The organism is Rhodococcus sp. no. 34 (genome assembly GCF_054589475.1).
Genome location: NZ_BAAILK010000049.1, coordinates 77472 through 92890, shown reverse-complemented (window position 1 = coordinate 92890; position 15419 = coordinate 77472). Strand labels below are relative to the sequence as shown.

At 63.1% G+C, this 15419-nt stretch carries 17 protein-coding genes; 12 read left to right on the top strand and 5 right to left on the bottom strand.

Annotated features, from left to right (window positions below):
* Positions 1-40: 40 nt before the first annotated feature.
* The 5 genes from ACYP01_RS29165 to ACYP01_RS29145 all read left to right on the top strand — a co-directional run bounded on the left by ACYP01_RS29165 (position 41) and on the right by ACYP01_RS29145 (position 5093).
* Positions 41-535: a general stress protein gene (locus tag ACYP01_RS29165; RefSeq protein WP_003945065.1), complete on the top strand. Its 495-nt coding sequence runs from the start codon at positions 41-43 to the stop codon at positions 533-535.
* Positions 536-787: 252 nt separating this feature from the next.
* A complete protein-coding gene (locus ACYP01_RS29160; RefSeq protein ID WP_037131899.1) occupies positions 788-2125 on the top strand; it encodes an ABC transporter substrate-binding protein in 1338 nt (445 codons plus the stop codon).
* Between the two features lie 80 nt (positions 2126-2205).
* Positions 2206-3087, top strand: coding sequence for a carbohydrate ABC transporter permease (locus ACYP01_RS29155; protein ID WP_044480569.1), 882 nt, complete (start codon positions 2206-2208; stop codon positions 3085-3087).
* Between the two features lies 1 nt (position 3088).
* Positions 3089-3919 (top strand): carbohydrate ABC transporter permease, encoded by an 831-nt coding sequence (locus tag ACYP01_RS29150; RefSeq protein WP_003945075.1) that lies wholly within the window; start codon positions 3089-3091, stop codon positions 3917-3919.
* A gap of 4 nt (positions 3920-3923) precedes the next feature.
* Entirely contained in the window at positions 3924-5093 is a 1170-nt protein-coding gene (locus ACYP01_RS29145) for an ABC transporter ATP-binding protein (RefSeq protein WP_003945069.1), read from the top strand.
* Between the two features lie 3 nt (positions 5094-5096).
* Here the strand turns inward: ACYP01_RS29145 and ACYP01_RS29140 are convergent, their stop codons facing one another.
* Complete coding sequence (locus ACYP01_RS29140; RefSeq protein WP_007736112.1) at positions 5097-5333, bottom strand: hypothetical protein; 237 nt, start codon at positions 5331-5333, stop codon at positions 5097-5099.
* Between the two features lie 126 nt (positions 5334-5459).
* Here ACYP01_RS29140 and ACYP01_RS29135 point away from each other — a divergent pair, with 126 nt between their 5' ends.
* Both ACYP01_RS29135 and ACYP01_RS29130 read left to right on the top strand, forming a co-directional pair.
* Complete coding sequence (locus tag ACYP01_RS29135; protein ID WP_459683520.1) at positions 5460-6725, top strand: sensor histidine kinase; 1266 nt, start codon at positions 5460-5462, stop codon at positions 6723-6725.
* 10 nt (positions 6726-6735) lie between these two features.
* Positions 6736-7842, top strand: a complete 1107-nt coding sequence (locus ACYP01_RS29130; protein WP_459683518.1) for a winged helix DNA-binding domain-containing protein — start codon at positions 6736-6738, stop codon at positions 7840-7842.
* On the opposite strand, the gene ACYP01_RS29125 is transcribed toward ACYP01_RS29130, so the two are convergent.
* On the bottom strand, positions 7835-8698 hold the full coding sequence (locus ACYP01_RS29125; RefSeq protein ID WP_003945080.1) for a hypothetical protein: 864 nt from the start codon (positions 8696-8698) through the stop codon (positions 7835-7837). The genes ACYP01_RS29130 and ACYP01_RS29125 overlap by 8 nt on opposite strands.
* Complete coding sequence (locus tag ACYP01_RS29120; RefSeq protein WP_373939078.1) at positions 8688-9386, bottom strand: metallophosphoesterase family protein; 699 nt, start codon at positions 9384-9386, stop codon at positions 8688-8690. The genes ACYP01_RS29125 and ACYP01_RS29120 overlap by 11 nt, the downstream gene beginning before the upstream one ends.
* A gap of 71 nt (positions 9387-9457) precedes the next feature.
* Here ACYP01_RS29120 and ACYP01_RS29115 point away from each other — a divergent pair, with 71 nt between their 5' ends.
* On the top strand, positions 9458-10042 hold the full coding sequence (locus tag ACYP01_RS29115; RefSeq protein ID WP_373937455.1) for a suppressor of fused domain protein: 585 nt from the start codon (positions 9458-9460) through the stop codon (positions 10040-10042).
* Between the two features lie 25 nt (positions 10043-10067).
* Here ACYP01_RS29115 and ACYP01_RS29110 read toward each other — a convergent pair whose 3' ends face one another.
* Together ACYP01_RS29110 and ACYP01_RS29105 are read right to left on the bottom strand one after the other, a co-directional pair.
* Positions 10068-10514, bottom strand: coding sequence for an SRPBCC family protein (locus ACYP01_RS29110; protein ID WP_054187353.1), 447 nt, complete (start codon positions 10512-10514; stop codon positions 10068-10070).
* A 134-nt stretch (positions 10515-10648) separates the two neighbouring features.
* Positions 10649-11719: a magnesium and cobalt transport protein CorA gene (locus ACYP01_RS29105; RefSeq protein ID WP_007736118.1), complete on the bottom strand. Its 1071-nt coding sequence runs from the start codon at positions 11717-11719 to the stop codon at positions 10649-10651.
* A gap of 169 nt (positions 11720-11888) precedes the next feature.
* Here ACYP01_RS29105 and ACYP01_RS29100 point away from each other — a divergent pair, with 169 nt between their 5' ends.
* From ACYP01_RS29100 to ACYP01_RS29085, 4 genes are all read left to right on the top strand, one after another.
* Positions 11889-12743 (top strand): PHP domain-containing protein, encoded by an 855-nt coding sequence (locus tag ACYP01_RS29100; RefSeq protein ID WP_007736119.1) that lies wholly within the window; start codon positions 11889-11891, stop codon positions 12741-12743.
* Entirely contained in the window at positions 12740-13354 is a 615-nt protein-coding gene (locus ACYP01_RS29095; RefSeq protein WP_164490628.1) for a MarC family protein, read from the top strand. The genes ACYP01_RS29100 and ACYP01_RS29095 overlap by 4 nt, the downstream gene beginning before the upstream one ends.
* Positions 13355-13357: 3 nt before the next feature.
* On the top strand, positions 13358-13744 hold the full coding sequence (locus ACYP01_RS29090) for a hypothetical protein (protein ID WP_314673486.1): 387 nt from the start codon (positions 13358-13360) through the stop codon (positions 13742-13744).
* A gap of 421 nt (positions 13745-14165) precedes the next feature.
* Positions 14166-15359 carry an NAD(P)-dependent malic enzyme gene (locus ACYP01_RS29085; protein ID WP_003945072.1) on the top strand — a complete coding sequence of 398 codons (1194 nt, stop codon included), beginning with the start codon at positions 14166-14168 and terminating at the stop codon, positions 15357-15359.
* Positions 15360-15419 lie beyond the last annotated feature (60 nt).

The following is a 15419-nucleotide window of genomic DNA, read 5'->3' as shown; positions in this document are numbered from 1 at the left end:
CGCGTGGATGACGTGCCCGAAAAGAGGAGCGCAGCCAGCCATGTCCAATCCGCTCGGTCAATCGTCGAATGGGTCGCGCCGTGGAGCGTTGCCGACACCGCCTTCGGGATGGCCCATCGGGTCGTACCCCACCTACGCCGAGGCGCAGCGCGCAGTCGATTACCTCTCCGATCAGGAATTCCCGGTTCAGGACGTCACGATCGTCGGCGTTAACCTGATGCAGGTCGAGCGAGTTCTCGGTCGGTTGACGTGGGCCAAGGTGATCGGTGGCGGCATCGTCTCCGGCGCGTGGCTCGGTGTCTTCTTCGGCCTGGTGCTCGGAATCGTCACCGGCGGTTTCCTCGCTCCGCTGATCGCGGGCATCGTGGGCGGCATCATCTTCGGTGTCATCTCCACGACGATTCCCTACGCCGCGACGCGTGGGCAGCGGGACTTCGCCTCGACGATGCAGTTGGTCGCCGGACGTTACGACGTACTGTGTGAGCCCAAGACGGCGGAGTCGGCGCGCGACCTTCTTGCCAAGCTCGCTATCTGACATTCTCACTCGGGCTGCCAATTTATGTGATCTCGGTTACGTTGTGTACACGCGGGCGAGGTAATGCTCACTTCCCCGTGACCGTTTGCCGGACAAGGAAATAGATCCCTTCTCCGGCAAAAGTGCCGATGTGTGGTGCGTCGGCCAGCCGTAACGACTGCGCCGTCTCGCCGCCCGAGGAGGACGGCTGTGCAGAACAAGAGATCGCGGGCGGGGCAGAACGAGAGATCGCGGGCGGGGCAGAAGAAGAAATTGCGGGCGGGGCTGCTCGGCGCGGCAACATTGTTGTTGGCGCCCTTGCTCAGTGCGTGCGGATCGGACAATGACGACGGCGTGGTGCTGTCCTTCTACACCGCTGCCGACGGCGCCGAGCAGTATGCGGAGGCCGCCGCCAATTGTTCGGCGGCGTCGAACGGCGCGTACCGGGTCGAGCAGAAAACTCTGCCCAAGGGTGCCGACGACCAGCGACTTCAGTTGGCCCGGCGTCTGACCGGCAATGACAAGTCACTCGATCTGATGACGCTCGACGTGGTGTGGACTGCCGAATTCGCCGAAGCGGGATGGGCATTGCCGCTTCCTGACGACGTGGCGGCCGAGGTCAGCAACGGGACGCTCGAGGGTCCGCTGGAGTCGGCGAAGTGGCAGGACCAGCTCTATGCGGCGCCATTGAACACCAACACCCAATTGCTCTGGTATCGAAAGGATTTGATGCCGGACGGGCAACCACCCCAAACCTGGGATCAGATGATCGACATCTCCGAAGGCCTGGCCGCGGAGGGGCGCCCCAGCTGGATCGGTGTGCAGGGCAAGCAATACGAAGGATTGATGGTCTGGTTCAACACCCTTCTCGCCAGTGCCGGCGGATCGGTGGTGGGGCCGGACGGAACAACCGTGACGGTGGCCGACGGTGATGCTGCCCAACAGGCGCTGACCGTCATGAAGCGCGTCGCTACCGCGAAGGGTGCGGATCCCTCGATCTCGCAGGGGGATGAAGCGTCGTCGCGACTGGGTATGGAGAGCGGCAAATCTGCCTTCCAGGTCAACTGGCCGTTCGTGCTGCCCGGCATCATGGAGAATGCCGAGAAGGGCGATCTGCCGTACATCGACGACAAGGGCAACGTCACCAGTGAGAACACCGGAAACACGGTGCTCACAGTGAACGGAGAACGGAATTTCCTTGCCGCTCCGTATCCCTCGGTGATCGAGGGCAAGCCGGCCGAGGTCACGATCGGCGGCTTCAACGTGGCGGTGGCCAAGACCAGTCAGCATCCGGACCTCGCTTTCGAGGCGCTGACCTGTCTGCGTAACGAGGAGAATCAGCGCAACAACGCGGTAGCCGGTGGCGTTCCGCCGACTCTCGAGAGCCTGTACGACGACCCGGCGTTCCAGGAGGCGTACCCGGCGTGGCGTGAGGTTCGCGACAGCCTGGACACCGCTTCGGTTCGGCCGGTTTCTCCTGCCTATCAGAGTATTTCGACGCTCATCACTGCCACGCTGAACCCTGTGGGAAACATCGATCCGGAATCGACCGTGAACGATCTTGCCGAGCAGGTACGCAAGGCAGTCAATTCCGAGGGGCTGATTCCGTGACGATCGACAGCGAAAATTCGGGAGCTGCACCAACAGTCGCGACGCCATCGCCGGAGCCGAAGCACTCCGCGAAGTCGAAGATGTCCGACGGAAAGGCGGCTGAGCGTCGACTCGGTCTCTGGCTGGTGGCCCCGGCCGCGATTCTCATGATCGCGGTGACCGCGTATCCGGTGGTCTACGCCGTTTGGCTGAGTTTGCAGCGCTACGACCTGCGCTTCCCGGATCAACGAAAGTTCGTGTGGTTCGACAACTACGTGTCGGTGCTGACCGACGGTTACTGGTGGCAAGCGTTCGCGGTGACGACGTCGATCACGGTTGTCTCGGTCGTCATCGAGTTCGTTCTCGGACTGACCATCGCACTGGTGATGCACCGAACGATCGTGGGCAAGGGGCTCGTCCGCACCGTTGTGCTCATCCCGTACGGCATCGTCACCGTCGCGGCGGCGTACAGCTGGTACTACGCGTGGACGCCGGGGACCGGCTACCTCGCCAATCTCCTGCCCGACGGCAGTGCGCCGCTCACCGACCAGATCCCGTCGCTCGCGATCATCGTCCTTGCCGAGGTGTGGAAGACGACGCCGTTCATGGCGCTGCTCCTGCTCGCCGGCCTGGCGCTCGTGCCCGACGACCTCCTCAAGGCGGCTCAGGTGGACGGCGCCGGCGCGTGGACCCGGTTGGTACGCATCATCCTTCCGCTGATGAAGCCCGCCATCCTCGTCGCTCTGCTGTTCCGCACACTCGACGCGTTCCGCATCTTCGACAACATCTACGTGCTGACGAAGGGAGCGAACGACACCGGGTCGGTGTCGATTCTGGGTTACGACAATCTGTTCAAGGCATTCAACTTGGGTATCGGATCCGCGATCAGCGTGCTGATCTTCGTGTGTGTGGCCGTGATCGCGTTCATCTTCATCAAACTTTTCGGTGCTTCGGCTCCCGGATCCGATACGGAAGGACGCTGACATGACCGTGACTCCCAGACTCAAGATCAGCTGGTCCGTCGTCAACCTTCTGGTCTTGCTGTACGCGCTGGTTCCCGTCCTGTGGATTGCGAGCCTGTCCTTCAAGCCCGCCGGAACCATCAAGGACGGCAAGTTCATTCCGGAGAAGTGGACCCTGGACAACTACCGAGGAATCTTCGACACCAGCGCCTTCACCAGTGCTCTGATCAACTCCATCGGCATCGGACTCATCTCGACGGTCATCGCCGTGGTGATCGGAACCATGGCTGCTTACGCGATTGCGCGCCTGGATTTTCCGGGCAAGAAGCTGCTGGTGGCTGTTGCCCTGCTGATCGCGATGTTCCCGCAGATTTCATTGGTGAGCCCGCTGTTCGACATCGAACGACGGCTCGGACTCTTCGACACCTGGGCCGGACTCATCCTGCCGTACATCACCTTTGCGTTGCCGTTGGCGATCTACACGCTCTCGGCGTTCTTCAAAGAGATTCCTTGGGAACTCGAAAAGGCGGCGCAGATGGACGGCGCGACTCCGGGGCAGGCGTTCCGGAAGGTGGTGGCTCCACTGGCCGCGCCCGGCATCGTCACTGCGGGAATCCTGGTGTTCATCTTCTGCTGGAACGACCTGTTGTTCGCGATTTCGCTGACGTCGACCGAACGCTCCATCACCGCCCCCGCGGCCATCGCGAACTTCACCGGCGCTTCACAATTCGAGGAGCCCACCGGGTCGATCGCCGCGGCCGCCATGGTCATCACCATTCCGATCATCATCTTTGTTCTGTTCTTCCAACGTCGTATCGTGGCCGGGCTTACTTCCGGCGCAGTGAAGGGATAAGCCTGTGGCCGAGATCGTGCTGGACAAGGTGACCAAGCTGTACCCGGACGGAGCCAAGGCGGTCAGTGATGTCGACATCACCATCGCCGACGGAGAATTCATCATTCTCGTGGGCCCGTCCGGTTGTGGAAAATCCACGACTCTCAACATGATTGCCGGGCTGGAAGACATTTCGACCGGTGAGTTGCGGATCGCGGGTGAACGCGTCAACGAACGCGCCCCCAAGGACCGCGACATCGCGATGGTGTTCCAGTCGTATGCGCTGTATCCGCACATGACGGTGCGTCAGAACATCGCTTTCCCACTGACATTGGCGAAGATGTCCAAGGACGAGATCAACGCCAAGGTCGACGACGCAGCGCGGGTGCTCGACCTCACCCAGCATCTCGATCGCAAACCGGCGAACCTGTCGGGCGGTCAGCGTCAGCGTGTCGCGATGGGACGCGCAATCGTGCGCAGCCCGAAGGCGTTTCTCATGGACGAGCCGCTTTCCAACCTGGACGCCAAACTGCGCGTGCAGATGAGGACGGAGATCGCCCGTCTGCAGCAGCGACTCGGTACGACAACGATTTACGTGACCCACGACCAGACCGAGGCGATGACGCTCGGCGATCGGGTAGTCGTGCTGCGCGGCGGAATCGTGCAACAGATCGGTGCGCCGCAGGAACTCTACGATCGTCCGAACAATCTGTTCGTGGCGGGATTCATCGGGTCCCCGTCCATGAACTTCTTCCCCGGACAGTTGACGGCCGACGGTGTGAGCACGCCGATCGGCGATGTTCGCCTGCCAGCGGCGGCGCAGTCGAAGATCTCGGGCAGCGGTTCGGGCAAGGACGTGGTGGTCGGTATCAGACCGGAGCATTTCGAGGACGTGGCGCTGGTCGATGCAGCGCAGAAGCCGCACGGCGGGACGTTCACCGTCGACGTCGACGTGCTGGAATCGATGGGTTCGGACAAGTACGCGTATTTCCTCGCTGGTGGCCCCGCCGTCAACTCTCGTGAACTCGAGGAACTCGCTGCCGATTCGGGAACGGCCGTCGCTGGTGGCGGTCAACTGGTTGCCAGGCTCTCGTCCGAGTCCACGGTGGCCCAGGGCAGGTCTGTCGATCTCTGGTTCGATCCCGCCAAGATCGCGGTGTTCGACGGCGGTACGGGAGCCAATCTGCTGCTGTGACCTTTACCCGGGCAAGGTGACCGAATACGTCGCGCCCCAGGGGAGCGGTACCTGTTCGGGGCCGGGCGCTGCGTCGGCCGGTTCGGGTAGGGGGACCAGGCGGCCGAATTGTTCGTGATGGGTGGAGGCCGGGGCGGCTTGCGCTGTCCCGGCGACCACGGCGATCGGCGCCGCTGCCAGGGCGCCGGCGACGGCAAATCGAGTGGCGATGCGGCGCTTGCTTGCTCGGGTCGAGATCATGAGCACTCCTGCGTGGTTTCGAGGTTCGGTGAATGCTGTGCCATTCACGGTATTGCGGGTTGATTGTGAAATCTCGTGTGCGAAGCTCATTCACAGGGAACTGGGATGGGCGGCACAGGAGGACAGATGAACGAATCCTCGGTACGAACCGAGCACCTGCCCGGTGGCCCGGACCTCGAGCGGATCATGCGCGAACACGCCTACCGCGGTGCGTACCTCCAACTGACGGTGCGCGGCGCTCTGGTGCTGTTCATCGCCCTGACACTGATTTTCGTCCCGCCGATGAACGACGCGGGATGGTGTTTCGCGATTCTGGGCACCTATGCCCTCTGGTCGGCAGCCGTGGCGCTGTGGATCCGCAAAGGCGGCACCGGCCCGGTGACGATGATCTGGCTCGGCTTGTTCGTCGACCTCGCCGTGCTCGCAACTCTGACATTGCTGACCGGTCTCGCAGCCGAGCAGAGTTGGACCGCCGACATCTTGAGCAACGGGCTCTTCGTCATTCCGGTTCTTGCGTGTACGCAACTGCGGACGGACGTGTGTGTCGGCGTCGTTGCCTGCACGATCGGGGTGTTCTTCGTTTCCAGTTGGGCAACGATGACTTCGAACTCCGAGCCGTGGCCGTCGATCCTGCTGAGCACCATGGCCTTGGCCGGAGTGGGCGCGGGCGCAATCGGATTGACTCGGATTCAAAGATCACGCGTGTTGACCATCGGACAACTCGTCGGGCATCGCACGAGCCTTCTTGCCGAGCTCATGGGGCTCGAGCAGCGTGAGCGCACGGAACTGTCGGAGCAATTACACGACGGGGCGCTGCAGTACGTCCTCGCGGCGCGGATGGATCTCGACGAATTGGCAGACAGCGCGGAGCCTGTCGCCCTGGCGCGAGCCGCGAAAGCGCTCGGTGAAGCGACCACGCTGTTGAGATCCTCCGTCTCGGAGCTGCATCCCACCGTCCTCGTGCACGTGGGTCTCGCCCGTGCAATCGGAGACCTCGCGCGCTCGGCGCAGGGACGCGGCGGAGTGGTGGTCGACGTCGACACTTCGGGCTGGAACGACGATCTGCGCACGTCCGCGGACGAAGTCTTGTTCGGTGCCGCCCGAGAGCTCCTTGGCAACGTCGTCAAACATGCCGGCGCGCACAATGTTCGGATCGAGCTCGCACGGCTGGACCACCGTGCGGTGCTGGTGGTCTCGGACGACGGTCGGGGGATCAGCGCCGATCGGATTGCCGAACGACGGGCCGCCGGGCACATCGGACTGCTCTCGCACGAACTGCGTGTGGTTGCCGCGGGTGGCTCGTTCTCGGTCGGACCGGGTGAAGAGTCCGGAACCCTCGCGCGAGTCGAGATACCGTTCGAGATCGTCATCGCCACTGACCACGATCGTTGAGGAGTTGTCGATGGCTGCACTGATCACCGATCGCGAGCTCAACCTGGCGACTCTGGCGCGGCAGTTCATGCTGCGGAGGGCCGAGGTCAGCGCGTTGGATGCGATCGAGCACCTGGCAGGTCTGCAGGCCCAGGCGCCGAATCCGCCCTACCTGGCGCTGTGGGCGCGGCTGAAGAACTTTGCGGCAGAAGACCTCTCCACCCTTGTGGAGAAGCGCCAGGTGGTGCGGCTGGTTGCCATGCGGGGCACGGTTTTTGCCCTCTCGGCCGCGGATGCGGGCCCCTTCCGGGCGACGGTTCAGACGATCATGGAACGCGATCTCCACACCAACAGCACACAGCGTGCGGCGCTCACCGGGTTGGATCTCGACGCTCTGGCGCAGGCGGGACGCGACCTGGTAGCAGACGGGCCGCTTACCCAAATGCAGATGAGGCCTCTACTGGCGGAGCGTTTTCCCGGCCACGCGCCAGAAGGGTTGGCACACGGAGTTCGCGGACTGTTGCCGATGGTGCAGGTTCCACCGCGAGGTCTGTGGGGACGATCCGGAGCACCGGCACTGACAACCTTGGAGAATTGGCTTGGCGCAGAGGTGAGTTCAACTCCAGATCCCGACGCGATGGTGCTGCGCTATCTGGCTGCCTTCGGGCCCGCGAGTGTGAAGGACGCCCAGGCGTGGTCGGGTCTGACCAGACTCGCCGAAGTCTTCGAGAGGCTACGTCCCGGCCTGATCAACTTTGTCAACGCGAAAGGGGCCGAGGTGTTCGACCTGCCGGATGCGCCACGACCGAACTCCGGAACACCGCCGGTCAGAATCCTTGCTCCGTTCGACAACATCCTGCTCTCGCACGCCGACCGCTCGCGAATCATGGACGAGCAGTATCGAACTCGCGTCTTCACCGTCAACGGCATCATCAAGCCCGCCATCCTGGTGCGCGGAAAGGTGGTGGGATTCGCGACGGTGACGCCGGCCAAGGAGACGATCGAGTTGAGCGCGACTCTGTTTGCGCAGCAACCGAAAACCGCGCTCGCGTCCATCGAGAAGGAAGCGCGTTCGTTGCTGAAGTTCATGCACCCGAAGATCCCGAACCGCGAGGTGCGGTTCACTGTACCTACGTAGCAGGCTTGTGCTTTCGCGGTGCTCGATCACGTAGTTCGGCCACGATCTCGTCGTTCCACATGTGACGCCGCACCAGTCGGTACCGCTCCCGGGCGATCCACAAGTAGGCCTCGGCGTCCGTGTGCTCGGGCAACATGTCGGCGCCCCTCAGCATTCGCACGACCGGGAGAAACTCCTCGCCGAACCAGCGCCGGGCGACCGTGTCTCGGCCGAGGAACTCGCCCTTTTCCTGCATGAGCCGAAAACCCCACGCCTCCACGCACTCACTGAGTTCGGCGTACTCCCACGGGTCGGTGACCTGGACGGCTTCGCGTTGTGAACCCTGCAGCGGAACGCGGGTGAGGAAGAGGCGGCGATGGTCCTTGATGAGCAGATCGGCGCGCTGAGTGATGCCTTCCGGCGAGATACGCGTGATGATCTCGGTGACGTATGCGTCGATTGTCTTCTGGTGCATCGCACACGCAATGGACACTCGGTGGTGTCCGTCGATCACGAAATGCATGGAGCCGACGCGATACAACTGAACAGGTGGTACCGATTCGCCGCGTCGTTGCGCCACCGCAAGTCGCTCCCAACGAGCGCGCGAGTGAGTGGACGTCGGACGGAAGTACCTGTCGAAATCACCTGTGCGGTCGACACTTCCGACTATTGATTCGATGGTGACGACCTGCAGCCCCAGAGACTTCTCGCCGACCTTGCCCAGAGCTGCGACAACCTCGTCGAACGGCAGGATCGCGTTGACGTCGTCGGGTTCGCGTCGTAGCCAACTGACCAGACGGGCAACGTCGGCACGTCGACGCTGACGAGCGAAGTCGTTCTCCGCGTCGGCTGTGGGAAATCCGGTGTCACGAGCCATGTCGGCGCCTCACGATCGTCGGCGGAGTACCTGGGGAAATCTCCATCAGCGTGAAGCCGACGGTATTGAGCACGATAGTCCGGCCTACCTCCAGATCGAGAGGGGTTCGCCCGTGTGGGTGGATGTGTCCGTGGACCATGACCGTCGGATCGAGGTTGTGAATCAAAGGCGTGAAGCATTCGAACCCTCGATGTGGCCGATCCTCGGCGTCGCCGACACCGCGGGCGGGACTGTGGGTGAGCAGCACATCCACGCCCGCCCGGCCACCGGGAAGCCGCGATTGCCAGGCGTTTCGCCAGGCGAGCGAGCGAGCGCGTCGGCTCTGCTGGCGCTCGGACCACTGATTGGGGCCCGTGTTGTATCGGATGGAACCACCGAGGCCCGCGATCCGCAGACCGGCGACGGTCACGATGCGTCCGTCGGCGTTGACCGCGCCGGTGGGCCCTGGCCACTGCGCGGGCATGCCCGCCCGCATCCAACCCGATCTCTTGTTCGAGTATCCGGACAGATCGACGTCGTGGTTTCCGGGAACGAACACGCACGGCGCATTCAGCTGATCGGACAGGTACTCCAGATAGGCGAACGGCAGATCGCCCGCGCCGAGGATCACGTCGACTCCGAGTGAACGAACCTGACTGCTCCACAGGAATTCGACGGTCTCGTCGCTGACAGCGAGAACGGAGACCATTTCGACGACGCTACCGCCACCGCGAGGTATCTGCGCTGCGAACCTCGCGGGCACGGTGTTTAGATGGACGAGTGTCAGACAGCGTCGTATCTTCCGTCCGGGCCCATCTCGTCAGCAGCATCGAGGGGCCGGACCCCACCGCGGCCTCAGTGACGTTCCTCGGTGTCGAACCGCTGGACGTGCTGCGTTTCGAATCACCCGACGGCCTGGTCCGCTACGCCACACTGGGGTGCTCGCGTCATCCGATGGGCGACCCCAACGAACTGGTCGCAGACCCCACACGCGGACCCCGCGCCGAGTTGGTACTCACGCTGCGCGGTGGCACCGGTGTGGCGTCAGGTGTGGCCAGGACGCTCGCGGTGCTGGCCGCGGCGCCGTCCGTCGAAGGCGTCGTGCTGCTCGAGGACGCACTGTTGGACCTGGGCGAGCCGCTGTGGAAGGACACTGCGTTCACGGCGGTGCTTCTCGGTGACAGCGGGATCGAAGACCTGACGCTGCCGGAGCCGTTCGACCCGGTGCGCTTCCTTGGTGTGGTCCCCCTGACCGGTACCGAAGCCGCCTGGGTGCGTCTGCGCGGCGCGGAGGCACTGAGGGAAGCGTGGACCGAGGCGGGGATCGACATTCGCGATCCGCACCGTTCCGCTGCCTCGCTCTAGCTGCGCCGGCGCTTTGTCCGTCAGATCATTCGGCGTGCACGAGGATGTCCGCCAAGTTCTCGAGACTTACCCGAACCGTCCGTGAAAATGCTTTCGTGACGATCGGGTCGGCCATCTTGCCGAATACTCCTCCCAGGCCGCTTTCGCTGTCGAGTCGGTAGGTGACCCGAGTGCCGTCACCGACTTCTTCGCAGGTCGTGGTCTGCGAGAAGCTGACCGGACTTTCGACGGACGTCGATTTCGACGATCTCGGTGGGTCGTACTCGGTGAATTCGGATGTCCATTCGAGACGCTTGCCCAGGATTCGCGAGACACCGTGCCAGCGGCTTCCCACGCCCATCGGGCCGTCGGTGATCTGTGTGCACTCGACCATCGAATTCTCCCAGTTGGGCCAGTTCTCGGCGACGGCGATGTACTCCCAGACGTCCTTGGGTGGCAACGCGATCTCCACGGATTGCTCGACTGTAGGCATGGTTGCTCCTCCACTTCTCCTTGGATCTGAATTTGCTTGTCGCAAAATGGATTTCGGGAACGGAATGAAAATGCGTACCCATATCCATTGTCCGCCTGCGACGGTGGCAAGTACAGGGAGTCAGCGTGAGTGGTTCACAGCCAGTTGTTGCGGCGGAAGAGAAAGAACAAGCCGACACACACCGAGGCGATGAGGAACAGGATGGACTGGTAGCCGTACTTGTAACCGAGTTCCGGCATGTTCTCGAAGTTCATCCCGTAGATGCCGGCAACGCCGGTCGGCACGGCGGCGATCGCGACCCACGCGGAGATCTTGCGCATGTCGGTGTTCTGCTGCACCGCGATCTTCGCGAGTGCGGCGTCGACCAGCGAACTCAACACCTCGTCGTATTCCGAGATACGTTCGGCCACGATCGTGTGGTGATCTCGTACGTCACGGAAGTATCGCCGGATCTCCTTCGGGACGAGGCCGCCCGCGGGCTGGGTCAGCTGGAGCAGTGGCAATCCGAGTGGAGTTACCGAGCGTCGTAGTTCGACGATTTCACGTTTGAGCAGGTAGATGTGCTCGACGGCAACGGTGTTCCGCGGGTTGAACACCAACTCTTCCATGCTGTCGACGTCCTGTTCGACGAGTTGGATGACGGAGAGATAGCTGTCGACGACGTGGTCGGTGATCGCGTGCAACACCGCGAACGGGCCCATGGTGAGGCGCTCGGGGTTCTGCTCGAGTGACTTGCGCACGCTTGCCAGTTCGGAGTGATCCCCGTGCCGGACGGTCACCACGAAGTCGGGGCCGACGAACACCATGATCTCGCCGGTTTCGACGATCTCGCTCGCCGTCGCGACGGACTCGTGCGGTACGTAGACGACCGTGCGCAGCACCAGGAACATGACGTCGTCGTAGCGTTCGAGTTTCGGGCGCTCGTGTGCATGGACGGCATCCTCGACCATCAGCTCGTGGAGTCCGAAAGTTGCTGCGACATCTTGCATCTGACCTTCGTCGGGAGCGTGCATGCCCACCCAGACGAACGCGTTGTCGCGACTACGAACCTCGGCCAACGCAGCGCGGTGCGTGTACTTGCCCGGCAACCGCACGCCGTCCACGTAGACCGCGCAGTCTACGATCGCGCGGGCAGCAGGAACGGGGATCTTGGGCGCATCCGCTTGCGTCGATTTGCCGTTCGACCAATTCGGCAGTGACGGCATGGTTGGCACGCTCGCTCCTTCTCGGTCTGTAGTGCAGTGGAACGGCAGGGGAACGGCACTACAGCGACACCTGATCGAATTGCGCTGCCGCTGCGGCGTAATCGTACGTCAGCTTCCGGCTCGCCCACCGGAGCGCGATGAAGTTGCCGATTGCTGACACACTGGAACAGTGCGAATAGACCTTCACACCCACTCCAACGCATCGGACGGCACCGACACCCCGGCTGCCCTCATGCGCGCCGCAGCCGACGCCGGACTCGACGTCGTCGCCATCACCGATCACGACACGACTTCGGGCTGGGCCGAGGCGGCGCAGGCCTTGCCGGCCGGCGTCAGCCTGGTTCGTGGGATGGAGATGTCGTGCGAAGGTCGAGGTGAGCGTGGTTGGCCGGTCGCTGTACATCTGCTTGCGTACCTGTTCGATCCGACGCACCCCGAATTCGCAAAAGAACGTGAGCGACTGCGCGCCGAACGCGTCGAACGTATCCGGGTGATGACGACCATGATGGCGCGTGACGGTCTGCCCGTCGATCCCGATCAGATCCTCGCCGACGCCGGTCCGTCCGTCGGACGCCCGCACGTCGCAGCGGCCCTGATGCGAGCGGGAGTGGTGTCGAGCATCAGCGAGGCTTTCTCCGACCTGTTGTCCAGTCGAGGGCGATACGACGTTCCCAAGTACGACACTCCGCTCGAGTACGCCGTCGAACTGGTGGCAGCGGCCGGGGGAGTAACTGTCCTTGCGCATGGACGGGCGCGTTCGCGCGGCGGATTGCTTGCGCTCGACCACATCCGTGATCTGGCCGAGCTGGGTCTCGGGGGTCTCGAAGTCGATCACCCGGACCATCGCAGCGACGATCGTGACGTCCTGCGCCGACTGGCCGTCGATCTCGGCTTGGCAGTCACCGGATCCTCTGACTACCACGGCGAGAACAAGACGATCGGACTCGGCGACGAGCTCACGGACGAAGCCGAGTTCGACAAACTCGTCTCGGCTGCCACCGGCGTGGAGGTACTGGGGCGCTGATGCTCGACACCACGCTCTACCTCACCGTGTTCATCACGCTGTTCGTGATCATGGACCCGCCCGGAGTCATCCCGGTGTTCTTGTCACTCGTCGGACGTAAAAGCCGTGAAGATCGCAATCGAGCGGCATGGCAGGCCCCCGCCGTCTCCCTGGCGGTCATCTCGGTCTTTGCCATCGGCGGTCAGGCGATCCTCAACTACCTCCACATCGGCATTCCGGCGTTGCAGGGCGCCGGCGGACTACTCCTGCTTCTCATCGCACTCGAACTGCTGACCGGCAAGGCCTCCAACCGTCCGCAGGGAGCCGACGACGTCAACGTCGCACTCGTTCCTCTGGGAACGCCGATGATGGCCGGTCCCGGTGCGATTGCAGCCGTCATCGTCTTTGTCGCCCAGGCCGACGGTGAAGCGGCGTCGTATCTGGCCATCGCGTTGGCGATTCTGTCCATCCACCTCGTGCTGTTCGTGGTCCTGCGCTTCTCGACCGCACTGATCCGGATACTGGGCGAGGGTGGCATCAGTCTGCTGGCACGCATCGCCGGTCTTCTGCTCGCCGCCATCGCGGTTCAACTCATTGCGGAATCAGTCCGCGGATTCGTCGCGGGAGCGTAAGAGATGACATACGACGACAGGTACGACCGGAACGACAGGTACGAGGACGAATACCAGTACCAGGATTATCAGGACTATCAGTACGAAGACGACTATCCCGCCGACAGTCGTCAATGGCTGCTGGTCCGTGCTCTACGTGCCCTGAGCGGCACCGTGGCGGCCGGAATCGTGGTCTTGACACTCGTGATCATCGGTTCGGCATATCTGGGCGGCAACCGCGGATTCCCGGGTCCGGGAACAACGTCGATCACCGCGCACATTGCGGCCTCGGTGGTTGCTCTCGCCGCGCAGATCTGGTGCGACCGCAGGCGGGGCATCGCGGCGGTTGCCGGATCGGTGGTCGTGCTCGTGGTGGCGGGGCTGTTGTTGGTGACGCAGTGGTGGGGATGACTGGGTGGGGATGACACGGTGGGGATGACACGGTGGGGAATGACACGGTGGGGATGACGGTTCGGTTTCGAGTGTGGTGAGGAATCCGACCGCTTGGAGGATTTGATTGTGATCCGACTCTGGTGGCAAACTGGAGTTACTTCGAGGCGGCGCCACAGCCCGGCCCCGAAGTGCAGGTTTCGTCAGAATTTCTCCCGAAACCTAGATTGCATGGATACGCCAGGGCTCACCCGCCCCACACCATGACGCTTCGGATGTATTGCGGCCCACTTTCTCGCGCACGCCGAATGCTCTTCTTCTCAGTAGTCGTTCGCGGAAGAAATGATCTCTGACCGTTGTGAACGTGGTTTCGCAGCGGTCCGAAGGATTACTTCCCAGTAACCCAGCCCCGCTTGAGGCTGGACTAATCAGGAGTGTCATCGTGTCCCTCGTGACTGAAGCCATCAACGTACCCAAGGTCGAGTTGACCGACGAAGAAATCTTTGCCGCTCACGTCGGTGGCAAGCTCTCGGTCGAGACCACAGCACCGCTCGACACGCAGCGTGCCCTCTCGATCGCCTACACGCCGGGTGTTGCTCAGGTGAGCCGCGCCATCGCTGCAGACGAAACCCTCGCCGATCGATACACGTGGACCAACCGACTCGTCGTCGTGGTCAGCGACGGCACCGCGGTTCTCGGACTCGGCGACATCGGCCCTCGCGCGTCGCTGCCCGTCATGGAGGGCAAGTCGGCGCTGTTCAAGAACTTTGCCGGACTGAACTCCATTCCGCTGGTTCTCGACACCAAGGATCCCGACGAGATCGTCGAGACACTCATCCGACTGCGTCCGAGCTTCGGCGCGGTCAACCTCGAGGACATCTCGGCGCCGCGTTGCTTCGAGATCGAGAAGCGCGTTATCGAAGCTCTCGACTGCCCCGTCATGCACGACGATCAGCACGGAACCGCCATCGTGGTCCTCGCGGCACTCAAGGGCGCCGTGAAGGTCCAGAGCCGCGACATCACCACACTCAAGGTCGTCATCTCCGGCGCCGGCGCTGCGGGTGTTGCCTGCGCGAACATCCTGCTCGCCGCCGGAATCAGCGACGTCATCGTGCTGGACTCGAAGGGCATCATCTCGGGCGAGCGCAGCGACCTCAACGACGTGAAGGCAGAACTCGCGGCCCGCACCAATCCCCGCGACCTGCACGGTGGCGCCATCGAGGCTCTCGAAGGTGCCGACGTGTTCCTCGGTGTCTCGGCGGGCAAGATCCCCGAGGAGCTCATCGCTTCGATGGCTCCCGAGTCGATCGTGTTCGCGCTCTCCAACCCAGACCCGGAGATTCACCCCGAAACCGCGTCGAAGTACGCGGCGATCGTGGCGACGGGCCGTAGTGATTTCCCGAACCAGATCAACAATGTTCTCGCCTTCCCCGGTGTGTTCAAGGGCGCGCTCGACGCCGGCGCCCGTCGCATCACCGAAGGTATGAAGCTCGCTGCCGCCGAGGCAATCCTGTCGGTGGTCGGCGACGAGTTGGCGGCGGACAAAATCGTCCCCAGCCCACTCGACCCTCGCGTGGCACCCGCAGTAGCGGAAGCCGTCGCGGCCGCAGCGCATGCTGAGGGCGTGACCAGCTAAGAGGGACTACGAAAGCCCCGATCGGGACCCGCACACAAGGTTCCGATCGGGGCTTTTCGT

Excerpts from the sequence above, each read along its gene's own strand:
- ACYP01_RS29130 (WP_459683518.1), top strand. The coding sequence starts at position 6,736 with ATGGCTGCACTGATCACCGATCGCGAGCTCAACCTGGCGACTCTGGCG.
- ACYP01_RS29140 (WP_007736112.1), bottom strand. The coding sequence starts at position 5,333 with ATGATCTCGACCCGAGCAAGCAAGCGCCGCATCGCCACTCGATTTGCC.
- ACYP01_RS29120 (WP_373939078.1), bottom strand. The coding sequence starts at position 9,386 with ATGGTCTCCGTTCTCGCTGTCAGCGACGAGACCGTCGAATTCCTGTGG.
- ACYP01_RS29135 (WP_459683520.1), top strand. The coding sequence starts at position 5,460 with ATGAACGAATCCTCGGTACGAACCGAGCACCTGCCCGGTGGCCCGGAC.
- ACYP01_RS29150 (WP_003945075.1), top strand. The coding sequence starts at position 3,089 with ATGACCGTGACTCCCAGACTCAAGATCAGCTGGTCCGTCGTCAACCTT.
- ACYP01_RS29090 (WP_314673486.1), top strand. The coding sequence starts at position 13,358 with ATGACATACGACGACAGGTACGACCGGAACGACAGGTACGAGGACGAA.
- ACYP01_RS29105 (WP_007736118.1), bottom strand. The coding sequence starts at position 11,719 with ATGCCGTCACTGCCGAATTGGTCGAACGGCAAATCGACGCAAGCGGAT.
- ACYP01_RS29110 (WP_054187353.1), bottom strand. The coding sequence starts at position 10,514 with ATGCCTACAGTCGAGCAATCCGTGGAGATCGCGTTGCCACCCAAGGAC.
- ACYP01_RS29165 (WP_003945065.1), top strand. The coding sequence starts at position 41 with ATGTCCAATCCGCTCGGTCAATCGTCGAATGGGTCGCGCCGTGGAGCG.
- ACYP01_RS29125 (WP_003945080.1), bottom strand. The coding sequence starts at position 8,698 with ATGGCTCGTGACACCGGATTTCCCACAGCCGACGCGGAGAACGACTTC.
- ACYP01_RS29155 (WP_044480569.1), top strand. The coding sequence starts at position 2,206 with ATGTCCGACGGAAAGGCGGCTGAGCGTCGACTCGGTCTCTGGCTGGTG.